Annotated in this window: 10 protein-coding genes; 6 read left to right on the plus strand and 4 right to left on the minus strand. The window is 45.1% G+C overall.

Annotated elements, in window-relative coordinates; translation table 11 throughout:
- Nucleotides 1-105 precede the first annotated feature (105 nt).
- Nucleotides 106-534 (plus strand): ferric iron uptake transcriptional regulator, encoded by a 429-nt coding sequence (fur, locus tag ACXAFM_RS00815; RefSeq protein ID WP_474826040.1) that lies wholly within the window; start codon nucleotides 106-108, stop codon nucleotides 532-534.
- 54 nt (nucleotides 535-588) lie between these two features.
- On the opposite strand, the gene ACXAFM_RS00820 is transcribed toward fur, so the two are convergent.
- The 4 genes from ACXAFM_RS00820 to ACXAFM_RS00835 all read right to left on the minus strand — a co-directional run bounded on the left by ACXAFM_RS00820 (nucleotide 589) and on the right by ACXAFM_RS00835 (nucleotide 4,001).
- Nucleotides 589-1,455: a D-amino acid aminotransferase gene (locus tag ACXAFM_RS00820; protein ID WP_474832746.1), complete on the minus strand. Its 867-nt coding sequence runs from the start codon at nucleotides 1,453-1,455 to the stop codon at nucleotides 589-591.
- A complete protein-coding gene (locus tag ACXAFM_RS00825; protein ID WP_474832749.1) occupies nucleotides 1,452-2,399 on the minus strand; it encodes a 5-oxoprolinase subunit C family protein in 948 nt (315 codons plus the stop codon). Before ACXAFM_RS00825 ends, ACXAFM_RS00820 begins: the two co-directional genes overlap by 4 nt.
- Nucleotides 2,396-3,136: a 5-oxoprolinase subunit B family protein gene (locus tag ACXAFM_RS00830; protein ID WP_474832752.1), complete on the minus strand. Its 741-nt coding sequence runs from the start codon at nucleotides 3,134-3,136 to the stop codon at nucleotides 2,396-2,398. The genes ACXAFM_RS00825 and ACXAFM_RS00830 overlap by 4 nt, the downstream gene beginning before the upstream one ends.
- Nucleotides 3,137-3,263: 127 nt before the next feature.
- Nucleotides 3,264-4,001 carry a 5-oxoprolinase subunit PxpA gene (locus ACXAFM_RS00835; protein ID WP_474832754.1) on the minus strand — a complete coding sequence of 246 codons (738 nt, stop codon included), beginning with the start codon at nucleotides 3,999-4,001 and terminating at the stop codon, nucleotides 3,264-3,266.
- Nucleotides 4,002-4,066: 65 nt separating this feature from the next.
- Here ACXAFM_RS00835 and ACXAFM_RS00840 point away from each other — a divergent pair, with 65 nt between their 5' ends.
- The 5 genes from ACXAFM_RS00840 to ACXAFM_RS00860 all read left to right on the plus strand — a co-directional run bounded on the left by ACXAFM_RS00840 (nucleotide 4,067) and on the right by ACXAFM_RS00860 (nucleotide 13,368).
- Nucleotides 4,067-4,951, plus strand: a complete 885-nt coding sequence (locus ACXAFM_RS00840) for a CvfB family protein (RefSeq protein WP_474832757.1) — start codon at nucleotides 4,067-4,069, stop codon at nucleotides 4,949-4,951.
- Between the two features lie 86 nt (nucleotides 4,952-5,037).
- Nucleotides 5,038-5,430: an OsmC family protein gene (locus ACXAFM_RS00845; protein WP_474832759.1), complete on the plus strand. Its 393-nt coding sequence runs from the start codon at nucleotides 5,038-5,040 to the stop codon at nucleotides 5,428-5,430.
- A 213-nt stretch (nucleotides 5,431-5,643) separates the two neighbouring features.
- Nucleotides 5,644-6,777, plus strand: a complete 1,134-nt coding sequence (locus ACXAFM_RS00850; protein ID WP_474826053.1) for an efflux RND transporter periplasmic adaptor subunit — start codon at nucleotides 5,644-5,646, stop codon at nucleotides 6,775-6,777.
- 25 nt (nucleotides 6,778-6,802) lie between these two features.
- Nucleotides 6,803-10,192, plus strand: a complete 3,390-nt coding sequence (locus tag ACXAFM_RS00855; protein WP_474832761.1) for an efflux RND transporter permease subunit — start codon at nucleotides 6,803-6,805, stop codon at nucleotides 10,190-10,192.
- The gene (locus ACXAFM_RS00860) at nucleotides 10,189-13,368 is read left to right on the plus strand and encodes an efflux RND transporter permease subunit (protein ID WP_474832763.1); all 3,180 of its coding nucleotides are present in this window, start codon (nucleotides 10,189-10,191) and stop codon (nucleotides 13,366-13,368) included. Before ACXAFM_RS00855 ends, ACXAFM_RS00860 begins: the two co-directional genes overlap by 4 nt.
- Nucleotides 13,369-13,451 lie beyond the last annotated feature (83 nt).

The following is a 13,451-nucleotide window of genomic DNA, read 5'->3' on the forward strand; positions in this document are numbered from 1 at the left end:
AATTTTCAACGAGAAGACAAAGATTCCACGGTTTTGCTTTTAAATTGTTTCAACTTACCTATAATAACCACCAAACACTTATTCACTCGTTCTTAGTAGGCTGTAATGGATCAAAATAAAGAATTGAAAAAAGCAGGGCTTAAAGTCACTCTGCCTCGCCTTAAAATTTTACAAATTCTGCAAGAGCCAGAAAACCAACATATCAGCGCTGAAGACGTATATAAGATCCTAATTGAACAAGGTGAAGAAATTGGCCTTGCTACAGTTTACCGAGTGTTAAACCAATTCGATGATGCAGGTATTTTGAACCGCCACCACTTTGAAGGTGGGAAGTCGGTATTTGAAATTAGCCATAAAGATCACCACGACCACCTTGTGTGCCTTAAGTGTGGCAAAGTGATCGAGTTTGAAGATGAGATTATCGAAGAACGTCAAGAGATGATTGCTAAGCAGCATAAAATGAAGCTTACTCATCACAGTCTTTACCTGTACGGCGAATGCACCGACGGTAACTGCGATAACGTACCAGACTAAATTATTTGTATTTATTCAAGAAGAGGCCCGCTTTTATGCGGGCCTCTTTTGTTTTTACGCTTTAAATTTGTAGGAGTGGTAGGCAGCAATAGCTTTCTCCCACACATCCCCCACTTCACCATTTCCAATGACGTGCCCGTCAACCTCTACCACAGGTGCTACTTCTTTACTCGATGAGGTAAGCCATACTTCATCAGCATTCAAAAGATCTTCTTTACTAAACCACGTTTCGGTGACGACTAACCCAGCTTGCTGAAACGCTTCAATGGCTATAGCGCGAGTAATGCCAGGAAGAAGTTCGTGATTGAGCGGCGGCGTCGATATAGCACCGTCTTTAACCATAAACACATTACATGAGCTTGCTTCGGTTATCATACCGTCGCCGTTGTACAATATAGTTTCGTTAACACCCGCGTCTACACCCGCCTGATAATGCATAACGTTACCTAACAGCGACGTTGATTTAATGTGGCATCGCTGCCATCTTTTATCTTGCTGGAGTGCCACTTTAAAGGGCTTAACATCAGTCTTAGACGTAGGTTGAGGTGGCGCGATTTCAAACGCAAAGCCAAACACCGTTGGTGCTATATGCTTAGGATAAGCATGGAACCGCTTAGTATCGGTACCTCGGCTTACGTGAAAATAAACGCCAATGTTTCCGCTTTCAATGAATGTTTGATTCTTTGAAACCAGATTTGACAGAATATCGTGCCATTGTTTTGCGGTATACGGATTGGTGATTTCGATTGCTTCTAAACCTTGAGCCATGCGCGTGGTGTGTCCCTTGAACCCGACAGGATTACCAGCGTAAGTTGGTATGACTTCATAAATACCGTCACCAAATAGAAAGCCTCTATCCATTGGAGAAATTTTCGCTTCAGAAAGAGGCATATATTCACCGTTTAAAAACGCAATTGTCACAATATTTCTCCTTGCAAACGGCGGCGTCTACTTGTCATAAGCAGCCAGTCGGCCCTTGCCTCTTCTTCGTTTTGAAAAACAAAATTTACTTTTTCACCGGGCACGGCTTGTGCCAAGCGACTTATATCACAGGGGCTCACACAGCCTAATTTCGGATAGCCCCCCAACGTTTGCCTGTCGCGCATCATCACAATAGGCTGGCCGTCGCCAGGAACTTGAATGGCGCCTAGATGGATGGCTTCTGAGCGCATATTCTCTATATCGGAAGCCACTGACTCACCTGTCAGTCTGAAGCCCATACGGTCGATTGATGATGAAACCGTATAAGTGGTGGTTTCAAATGTACGTACGGCAACAGTACTAAAGCTTGTAAACTGATAACCTGGAATAACCCGGATTGATTCTACAAAGCTATAGTCATCTATGTGCTGCTGCGCTAGCGTTCGCATTTTAGCGTTGTGTTTCACTCTTGTGTTAGCAAAAACCTCGATGCAATCGCCATCTTTTAACACGCATCCCTTACCGTCCAATCCACCAAGCTGTTCGCGAACCACCGTACAGGCACTGCCCACTGCTTTTGGCACTTGCCAGTTACCACATATTGCCAAGTATGCTTTGCTACCTAAAAGCGCACTTTTGAAGGTTATCGATGCGCCTGCTGATACTTTTTGGCTCTGATATACCGCTTTAGCGATCCCATCTATTTCAAGCGAGGGTTCTCTTCCAGTAACCGCAATAACACAATCTTCATCAACGCGTATCTGCATCTCGCCAATCGCTTCAATACACGGTGTGCCATCTAGATTGAAGGCAAGAAAATTGGCCCAATCATAGGCATTACTGTCCATGGGGCCTGACTCGCAAAAACCATCCCTCTGTTTTCCTACTCTGCCCTTGTCGATAATGAGGCTAAACAGTCCCTTGCTGAGTACATTAATTCTCATAGTTCAACCTGCAACCCTGCTCTGTATTCTTGCTCAGTAATCGAAACAAACTTAACCACGTCTCCCGCTCTCAATCGTGACTCACTGTGCTGATCTTTGTGCAGAAGCATATCAAACGCAGTGAGCCCTAAAAGGTTCCATCCACCGGGTGACTCGTTTGGGTAGACGGCAGTTTGTCTGTCCGCTATCGCAACTGCTCCTTTGGGAACCCGCTTGCGCGGTGTGCCTAAACGGGCACATTTCAACGCTTCTGGAATATCGCCCATGTAGGCAAACCCGGGGGAAAAGCCCACTGCGTATACTTTATAAGTTGTACTTGTGTGCAGCGCGATAATCTCTTCAATAGACAGTGACGTTTTCTTGCTTACGATGCTTAAATCGCTGGCATTTGGCGCGCCATACCACGCAGGGATTTCAATCACTGCGCTACTATTGTTTCTATTAAATTGTATAGATTCCGATTGCTGGTTTATGTCTTCACCCTCTAAATTGCGTAAGGCACGGTATACACCGTGGCTGTCAATTAACGCCATATCAAAAACGATTAACAAACTGTCGTAAGAAGGCACGCATTCGCGTAACCAACACCACGAATTTCTACTCTTGTTACTATCAATAGCTGCCAGCATGTTGTGGCAGGCATTATTCGCGTCATCCAAACTTGCGCCGTCAAAATACAAGATGATGGCGTCTGCACTTGCTGTAACTATTCGTTTAATACGACCGAAAGCTTGCATCTACTGTCCTTGTTGTCTTACTGGCCATAACGAGTTGTGATGTGCATTATGTATTCGACTCTCGGCACAACAAAGGTTAATAGCCTTGTGTATTGTTCTTTTAAATTGTGTTTTTTATATGGCAGGTTTATAGAAATGTTCTGATTTTACTCGCAATACTTACCGCCCCTTTAGTATCGCCATGTACACATAAAGAGTCAGCTTCTACTGCAAGTGTATTTCCCGATGACGTAGTTACCGTTCCCGATGAAATAAGCTGTTTAGCTTGAAGCAAAGCGTCGCTTTCGTTCAACACGGCACCTTCTATAATTCGAGATTGCAGTAAGCCTTCATCGGTATACCGTCTGTCAGAAAACGCTTCAAAATACAAAGGCAGGCCCCAATTTTGCGCTGCTTCTTTAAGCGCCGCATTTTGCGACGTAGCCTGCACCATTAACGCTAGGGGAGCGTGTGAAGACTGTTCGTTTATTTCACTTATGCTTTGCATTACTGTTCGCATGATAGCAGTATCTTTCATCATGTCGTTGTACAACGCACCATGGGGCTTCACATAGCTGACTTTAGCGCCACAAATCTTCGCCATACCGCTTAAGGCACTGACCTGATATTGAATCATAGCCTTAAGTTCGTCAGCGGCAATCGCCATACTTCTGCGGCCAAAGCCTTGTAGATCGGGGTAAGCAGGATGGGCACCAATGGCTACATCATGCTTTTTGGCTAACAAAATAGCCTGATTCATGACTAATGGATCGCCAGCGTGAAAACCGCACGCAATATTCGCCTGATCGATTTCCGCCATTATGGCCGATTCCACTGGCATTGACCACGCGCCAAAACTTTCACCTAAATCGCAATTTAACTTCATAATGGTTTAGCTCTTACCTTCATTCCAGTATCATGTTACCTGTTCTTTTTAAAAAGTCAGTGCTGATGATAAATATTGGAAAAATTAATACATTACGCGTGGTAGCCCAATACCCTTTTGGCTACGCTTTAGCGCCACTTGTCGAAAACGATGACGAGAACGACAGCGTAATAGAAATAGATAATGCTGATGAGCAGCAAACCGTTACACTTGCGATTGACGAAGTAGAGACGCCGTTAACTGAAGGGCAACAGGTTGAAGTATTTGTAGCCACGGATCAGCGCGGCGATCTTTATGCCACCATGAAAAAACCACTTATTCAAGTAGGCGAAACCAAGGTACTTAAAGCGGTGTCTGCTACGAATTTTGGTGCATTCTTCGCCTGGGGCCTAGACAACGACCTTTTGATGCCCAACGATTACCAAGCTCAACCTGTTAATCCAGGTATGTATTACGTGGTTCACACCTTTTTTGATGATAAAACCCAGCGTATTTTAGGGGCTACCAAGCTTCATTACTTCTTGAAGGAAAGCAGCGCCTATCTCAACGAAGGCGATACGGTCGATTGTTTGGTTTATGCTAAGACCGATTTAGGCTTTAAAGTGGTCATCAACGAGAAAAATTTAGGGCTCATTTTCCACAGCGATGCTTTTAAACCGCTTAAAATCGGTCAAGCGACAGAGGGTGTTATCAAAACTATCCGCGAGGACGGAAAGGTTGATGTTGCCCTTCAGCGCGTTGATAAAGGCGGCCGTGACGCTCTTCAACAGGCAATTCTAGATGACTTGGAAGCCCATGGTGGTATTTCTACGTTAACAGATAAAAGTGCGCCGGAGGCTATTTATTCTCATTTTAATGTGAGTAAAGCTGCTTATAAAAAAGCGTTGGGCGCATTGTACAAGCAAAAGAAAATCACGCTTAGCCCAGACGCCATTCGTCTGAACAAATAAGAATAACACTTCGCTGCTGTTCCATACGTTAGTGACAACAGTGGCTTGCAGCCTCTTTCGATAGCTTTATGATATTAGGACAAACAATGAAAGCACGAGTTTCTTGGGACAAAGATCTTACTTTTACTGGCACTACAGACAGCGGTTATAAAACTGTGATGGATGGTAGCGGCAACGCAGTGTCTCCAATGGAGTCGGTACTTATAGCCGTTGGTGCCTGCTCAAGTGTTGATGTGGTCGATATTCTGAAAAAAGGCCGTTTTAATATTGAAGCCTGTAATTGTGAATTAGAAGCAGAGCGAGCCGAAGAGCCGCCGCGGTTTTTTACTAAAATTCATGCACATTACACGGTGTCAGGTGAAGGTATTAGCGAAAAGGCCCTTGCTCGCGCTGTGCAGCTTTCTGCAGAAAAATACTGTTCCGTTATGCTTATGCTTACGGGCAACGTTGATATCACCACAAGCTATACTTTGGTTTAATAGACTATAGTGGAAATAACCGGTTATTAGCATTTTTCGCTAAGCATTAGTACAAAAGGCCAACTGCAAATGTTGGCCTTCTTATTGAAACTACTTGTTACACATATAAACTATTGAATTAATTGGGAATTAGCATTATTTAACATCTTTGGCATATTAGCTGCTGTATCCGGTCATTACTAGATAACGACACACACGTTAGGGTTATTGACCATGGAAACATCAACGCAAAGCCACATCTCTTTTTCACCATTACATTCCTTACTTTCATTTTCACCAACATCGCTAAAGCTTCTTCTTGGAAGCGGTATTGTTGCTTTTTCGCTTTCGATGACTGCATGTTCTAATGCCGATGCTATCGACGCCAACGCCCAGTCGGAGTCAGCAGAGGAAACGGCATTTGCTATTCCTGTTGAAACTCAAACCATCATTACTGGCGACATAACATCCACCTATGACACTACCGCCATCCTGGAAGCGCGAGAAGAAGCGTTTGTCGTTGCTCGCGCCTCGGGGATCATTGAAGAGATCTTCGTTGAAGAAGGTGACTATGTGCAAAAGGGCCAAGTGCTAGCGCAACTTGATAAGCGTCGCTACGAGCTGAACTTATCTAAAGCACTGGCAGATTTAGCCGGCATAGAAAGCGAACTTGATAAGGTCAATAAAGTTTATTCCAAAAAGCTCATAAGCGACGATACCTACGACAAACTTACCTCGCAATTTGAATCAGCAAAAGCGTCTGTCCGATTGGCTGAGCTTGATTTAAAAGAGGCAACGATTACGGCGCCTATTGACGGGTATATTGCAGAGAGAAACGCCAAAGTCGGTAACTTAACCGAGTCTTTTCAACGTGAAAGAATGTTTCATATTGTTCAACAGCGTAATCTTCAGGGCATTGTTTACTTGCCAGAAAACGAACTTCCTAACGTAGTGGTTGGTCAAGGGGCAGTACTTACTGTTGCCGCGTTAGGCGATAGAACTATCACGGCAAACGTAGAACGTATAAGCCCAGTTATTGATGCAACCACCGGCACGTTCAAAGTTACCTTAAAAGTACCGAACGAAGACAACCACCTTAAAGCCGGCATGTTTACCGATGTATCACTTGAATACGCTACTCATGCTAACGCTACGTTGCTACCTCGAAGAGCGCTGGTCACCATTGATAACAGCCATAGCGTATTCGTTGTCGATAACGGCAAAGTCAAGAAAGTTGATATTTCTACTGGTTTTGAAAATAACGAAGTCGTTGAAGTTATTAATGGTTTAAACGGTAATGAAGAAGTGGTTACTGCAGGCCACCAAAACTTGAAAGACAGCGCCCCTGTTGAAGTAGTTAACAGCTAATTCGGCCTAACAAGGAACTCACACAATGCGTATTGTAGATATTGCTGTAAAGCGCCCTGTTGCCGTTAGTATGTTCACGTTTGCGGTATTGCTATTTGGTATGGTGTCGTTAGGCAGACTGTCGGTTAACCTACTGCCTGACTTATCTTACCCTGCTCTCACCATTCGCACCGACTACGACGGTGCAGCGCCTGGCGAAGTCGAACAACTGGTTTCAAAACCCATTGAAGAAGCCATCGGCGTAGTAAAAGGCGTACGTAAAGTCACGTCCACATCGCGTGCAGGCCAGTCTGACGTAGTGCTTTCATTTGCATGGGGTACTGACATGGATTTCGCGAGCTTAGAAGTGCGCGAGAAACTTGATGTATTACAGCTTCCCCTTGATATAGAAAAGCCAAGGCTCCTTCGTTTTAACCCAAGTTTAGACCCAGTAATTAAACTGGGGCTGACGGCACAAAGCGATACGTCAAGTTTAAGCGTAGCGCAAATGAAGCGATTACGTTTATATGCCGAACAGCAAGTAAAACGAGCGCTAGAGTCAGTAGAGGGTGTGGCAGCCGTGCGCGTTGGCGGTGGTTTAGAAAACGAAATACACATTCTCATCGACCAGCAGAAAGCCAGTCAGCTGTCTATTCCCATTACCCGAATTATTGACCGGGTCAGTGCCGAAAACATTAACGCAGCTGGCGGTAGAATTGATAACGCAGCCCAGGCGTTTTTGGTCAGAACCCTGAATCAGTTTGAAACACTTAACGATATCGAAAACCTCTTCATTGGGCGTTTTGAAGGCAGAAACATTCAACTTAAAGACGTGGCAACGGTTGAGAGTGCTTATAAAGACCGTGACGTGGTAACTCGCTTCAACGGAAGCGAAGGTATTGAAGTTGCCATTTATAAAGAAGGTGACGCTAACGCGGTAAATGTCGCGCAAAAAGTGGCTAGCCGATTAAGCGAAATAAACAATAACCTTCCTGAAAATTACACGCTAAGCGAAATTTACGACCAAAGCGTGTTTATTAAGCAAGCCATAGACAATGTGAAGTCAGCAGCAGTCATGGGGGGCATTTTAGCCATGCTGGTGCTTTACCTCTTCCTAAAAGATTTCTGGGCTACCGTCATCATCTCGGTGTCTATTCCAGTGTCGGTCATTGCAACTTTTAATTTGATGTATGCCAACGACATAAGCCTAAATATGATGAGCTTAGGTGGTATCGCGCTGGCTGTTGGATTATTAGTAGATAACAGCATTGTTGTGCTTGAAAATATCGATCGCCATAAAAAATTAAAAGTGGCTGGGGGTGATAACGCTACAGCTAATGAAAAAACGACGGCAGAAGCCACAGACACTGAAGCATCTGCCGCTAGCGAAGGAACAAAAGAAGTCTCTGGCGCAATTGTGGCTTCGACACTTACCACTATGGCCGTGTTTGTGCCGCTGATATTTGTAGAAGGTATTGCAGGTCAACTGTTTAAAGACCAAGCGTTAACCGTGTCGTTCGCTTTAGCAGCATCGCTTGTTGTTGCGCTCACACTTATCCCTGCAATGGCACATAAGAAGAAAAAGCAACAGCTCGATCACGAAGATGTGTTCACTACACCAGCGCCTACCCCTCCTACGTCAACGTTAGGCAAAGTTATGTACTACCTTACCCTGCCAATTCGTTGGGTATTCAGACTTATCTTTGTTTTTTTACCTGCAGCCTTAGTAACTTTGGTGATTGGCGCATGGCATATCGTTAGCAAATTACTAAGCGTTGCCTTCAAACCACTTATTTGGGTATTTAATAAAGGGTTTGACCTTCTTGCTTATGCTTATGAAAAACTGCTGCGCGTAAGCCTTAAAGCCAAAGCGCAGGTGTTAGCTACTGCCTTTATTCTTGCTGCTGGCGCGATAATGCTTGTACCAAAACTAGGTATGGAACTTATTCCAACTCTGTCACAAGGTGAATTTTCGGTAGAAGTGACCCTCCCTGCGGGCTCGCCACTAGCGCGTACCGACGCTATTATCAGCGAGCTTGCTGCGGTTGCGGTAAATAACAATGGTAGCAGTGATACTAAGGTGCTCCGCACGTATGCCATGTCCGGTACGGGTAGCCTTATAAGCGCTGCGCCTAATCAAGGAGGCGATCATTGGGGCCGCTTAAACATTGTCATGCAGCCTACGGCGACGACTGACGATATGGACGCGGTAAAGCGTGCCCTTCGCGCTCATTTAGCCTTTAAACCTCAGGTTCAGGCAACGTTTTCAGAGCCAGAGCTATTTAGCTTTGCCTCGCCTATTCAAATTGAAATTGCGGGTTACGACCTTAATCAACTACAACAGTATGGCGACGCTATTGCGACCAAACTAGCCAGTTTTAATAATTTTGCAGACGTAACGACCAGCATTCGCGACGGGAACCCAGAGCTTAAAATAGCTTTCCATCACGCCAAACTTGCTCGCCTTGAGCTTGACGCATCAACCGTTTCTCAGCTTATTGCGGCCAAAGTAGGTGGCCGTGTCGCTACACAGTATAGTGTTGAAGACAGAAAGGTAGATGTGCTGGTAAGAACCCAAGAAAACCAGCGAGATGACATGACCAGCGTGCGTGCCATTGTTGTTAATCCAGGCTCTGCGCAACCTATTCCATTAAGTGCCGTGGCAGACGTGTACATGAGTGTAGGTCCTAGCGAGATCACCCGCGTTGGACAGCAACGTGTAGCGCTGGTATCAGCAAACTTGGCCAAGGGTAAGCTTGATGAAGCAGTTGCCGTTGCTAATAAAGTCATTGATGAAACCCAACTTCCTCTATCTTTAAGTGCAACAGTAACTGGACAAAGCGAAGACATGCAAAGCAGCTTCCGTTCGCTACAGTTTGCTCTGGCACTTGCGGTATTCATGGTGTATTTGGTTATGGCGTCTCAGTTTGAGTCGCTGCTGCACCCTCTGCTTATTTTGTTCGCCGTGCCGCTAGCCGGTGCAGGTTCTGTGTACGGGTTGTGGCTTACCAATACGCCGCTTAACGTGGTGGTATTTATTGGTTTGATTATGCTGTGCGGTATTGTAGTGAATAACGCTATTGTATTAGTTGACCGTATAAATCAGTTACGCCGCCAAGGAGTAGATAAAGACACCGCTGTTCTAGATGCTGCAAAGACCCGCCTGCGCCCTATTGTGATGACCACACTTACTACGGTTTTGGGTCTATTGCCTATGGCGTTTGGTTTTGGCGAAGGCGCTGAAATTCGTACGCCAATGGCCATTACGGTAATTTACGGTCTTTTGTTTGCAAGCTTGCTTACCCTAATCCTACTGCCTGTGCTTTACAGCTTCTTCGACGTTAAGAAATACTATGAGCAAAAAACGCCTGTTAACGCAAAGACGAACGCGCGCTTTGATGACGAAGAAGCAATGCCAAAAGGAGGTGTACTATGAGTACACCTTCTCACAACGCTAATATCAGTTCTGAAACCAATACTGAAAAGGACCAAACACGTGAGCCGAATCAACGTGAGACAGACATAGCTTCACAGCCGCACCTTTCAAAAATTGCAGGTATAGGCGCCTCGCTTGCACGCTTTGCGTTAAATAAGCCCGTTACCATCGGAATGCTATTTTTGTCTATGTTGCTGTTCGGCATTGTATCTGGCCGCTTATTACCCTTGGAAAAGTTCCCGGGGATTGATATTCCAGAAATGGTAGTGCAGATCCCCTACCCTGATGCAACGCCAGTTGAGATTGAAACCATGATCACCCGCCCGGTTGAAGAGGCCGTTGCTACCATGTCGGGGATAAAGCGCTTGAGGGCACGTTCGTACGACAATATGGCTGAGGTCATTGTTGAGTTCGACTGGGATGAAAACCTTAAAGCCAAAAGCATTGAAGCACGGGAAAAGATTGACGCTATTCGCCACGAGCTTCCTGACGATATAGAGCGGATCATGGTGTATAAATTTAACACCAACGATATGCCTATATTCCAGCTGCGCGTATCGAGCGACCGCGACTTATCGAACGCCTATGACTTGCTAGAGCGCAACCTCAAGCGCCCGTTAGAGCGTGTTCCGGGTGTATCGAAAGTTGAGCTATACGGCACCATGAAGCGCCAAATCACCATTCGCTTAGATCCTAAGAAAATGGCGGCATATCAAATAGACGGTACACGTTTAGAGCAGCAGCTTCAAAGCGCAAACTTCTCGCTAACCGCGGGCTACATGTACAACAACGGTGAAAAAATTCTGGTTAACCCAACTGGCGAATTCACCGATGTAAATGACTTTAAAGACATGTGGGTTACTCGCAACGTGCGCTTGTCTGACATCGCGAGCGTCACTTACGAGCTTCCTCAGCGCAACGAAGGGCGTCACTTAGATCGCACCTTTGCGGTAGGCTTCAATGTATTTCGCGAGTCTGGCAGCAACCTAGTTGAAGTTTCTGATGCTGTGATGAAGGTTATCGAAAAAGCCAAAGAAGACCCTGAGTTTACAGGAATTAGTTTATTCGTCATGGACGACACCGCGAAAAGCGTAACCTCATCGCTAAGCGATTTGCTAAACGCTGGCCTTTTAGGGGCGCTACTTTCAGTTATTGTGCTTTACTTGTTCTTGCGCCAGCTTACCACGACCTTGATTGTGGTACTTTCGGTACCCTTCTCAATATGTATCACCTTAGGTGTAATGTATCTTTTAGGCTATACCCTTAACATTTTGTCACTGATGGGCCTTATGCTTGCCGTAGGCATGCTGGTTGATAATGCCGTTGTAATAACCGAAAGCGTCTTTCAAGAGCGCCAACAAGAAGGTGATATCAAACGGGCCACCCAAATTGGTGTAAACAAAGTGAGTCTTGCGGTCATTGCTGGTACTGCAACCACCGCGATTGTGTTTTTACCCAATATTATTGGAGTAAAAATAGACGTGACTATTTTCTTAGAGCACGTAGCCGTAGCTATCTGCATATCTCTGTTTGCGTCGCTTTTTATTGCTAAAACACTTATTCCATTACTAACAACAAAAGTAAAAATTCCAGTAGTAAAAACACCTAAAACGCCTTCCTACATAAAAGGCTATGGCCGAGCACTTAATTGGATGTTGAAACACCAAGGAACAACTTGCGTCATTGCGTTACTCATTCTGGCGTCGACTTTCGTGCCCATGCAGGCAGTGACATCAGACGATGAAGGTAATAACAACCAAGAGCGTATTTGGCTTAATTATCACGTAACCCAAAACTTTACCCTAGAAGAGGTAGAAAAAACCGTAGATAAAATGGAAGCTTATCTTTATGAAAACCAAGAACGTTTTCACATCAAACAGGTTTACACCTATTTTACTGCCGGTCATGCAGTAAGTGGTATCACGCTTAATGACGAATTACCGGTCAGTGTGGGTAAAATTAAGGAGGATATTCGCGAAAACATGCCTTTATTCGTGCGTGCTCGCCCCTCTTTCCAATGGGATAGCGGCAACGGTGGTGGCGTAAGAGTAACGCTGTTGGGCGAGTCTTCAGAAACCTTGCTCACTATTTCAGAGCAGATCATTCCTATTCTTTCCACCATAGATGGGTTGGAAGACGTAAAAGCCGACACGGGATCTACCCGCGATGAGGTTCAAATACGCATAGACAGAGAGAAAGCAAACCGCTTCGGTATTCAAGTGAATGATGTAGCAAAGCTCATCTCTACGGCTTTAAGAGGCAGTAATTTACGTACATTCCGTTATGGTGACGCTGGAGAAGTGGCGGTGCAGCTTAAGTTTGGCAGCGATATTCAAGCCTCGCTAAGCGAACTTAAGAACATCAATATCGGGTTTACGCAGGGTCAATCGGTAACGCTGAACATGATTGCAGATTTCTCTGTGGTGCCACAGCTTTCGCAAATTAACCGCAACTATCGTCAAACAGCGCTTGCTATTGGTGCAAATCTAGAGGGTGAAACCACCACCGAACAAGCTCGTGAACGCATAGAAAAAGCATTAGCTAATATCGAATTGCCGACAGGCTACAAGTGGACGCTAGACGGCAGCTTCTCTCGCCAGGATGAAGCCAATGCCGTAATGCAAATGAATATGCTATTAGCGCTTTGCATGATATACGTTGTGATGGCCGCGCTGTTTGAATCGCTAATTCTTCCAACATCTGTAATTACGTCACTACTGTTTTCCTTCACAGGTGTTTTTTGGGCATTCATGGTTACAGGCACATCTATGTCTATCATGGGGATGATTGGCATGCTGATTCTGATGGGTATTGTGGTTAACAATGGCATCGTATTGGTAGACAGAATTAATCAGCTAATTAATGAAGGCTTGTCGCTGTATGACGCAGTAATTGAAGGGTGTATGACACGTATCAGGCCTATTCTGATGACAGTAGCCACTACAGTTCTAGGGCTTATTCCACTTGCGATGGGGAGTACTCGAATTGGCGGCGACGGCCCTCCCTACTCGCCAATGGCCATTACAATCATTGGTGGGCTGGTGTTCTCAACACTAACCAGCTTGTTCTTAGTACCACTTGCTTACGTGTTGCTACTAAAGCTTAGGTTTAAAACGCAGCGATTGTTTAAAACCAGTAAAGCGCGTGTAGCCACGTATATTAAAATCGCTAATTAAGGCGCATTTTAGAGCAAAAAGTAAGACAAAAAGCGGGGCTAGTTTTCACCATTTACGTCAACGTGATAGACGATGAGTGCAAG

The organism is Alteromonas sp. ABD4_190 (assembly GCF_056160105.1).

Bases quoted from the DNA above. Each gene is read 5' to 3' on its own strand.
- fur (WP_474826040.1), top strand. From the start codon at position 106: ATGGATCAAAATAAAGAATTGAAAAAAGCAGGGCTTAAAGTCACTCTG.
- ACXAFM_RS00825 (WP_474832749.1), bottom strand. From the start codon at position 2,399: ATGAGAATTAATGTACTCAGCAAGGGACTGTTTAGCCTCATTATCGAC.
- ACXAFM_RS00830 (WP_474832752.1), bottom strand. From the start codon at position 3,136: ATGCAAGCTTTCGGTCGTATTAAACGAATAGTTACAGCAAGTGCAGAC.
- ACXAFM_RS00835 (WP_474832754.1), bottom strand. From the start codon at position 4,001: ATGAAGTTAAATTGCGATTTAGGTGAAAGTTTTGGCGCGTGGTCAATG.
- ACXAFM_RS00840 (WP_474832757.1), top strand. From the start codon at position 4,067: ATGATAAATATTGGAAAAATTAATACATTACGCGTGGTAGCCCAATAC.
- ACXAFM_RS00845 (WP_474832759.1), top strand. From the start codon at position 5,038: ATGAAAGCACGAGTTTCTTGGGACAAAGATCTTACTTTTACTGGCACT.
- ACXAFM_RS00850 (WP_474826053.1), top strand. From the start codon at position 5,644: ATGGAAACATCAACGCAAAGCCACATCTCTTTTTCACCATTACATTCC.
- ACXAFM_RS00855 (WP_474832761.1), top strand. From the start codon at position 6,803: ATGCGTATTGTAGATATTGCTGTAAAGCGCCCTGTTGCCGTTAGTATG.
- ACXAFM_RS00860 (WP_474832763.1), top strand. From the start codon at position 10,189: ATGAGTACACCTTCTCACAACGCTAATATCAGTTCTGAAACCAATACT.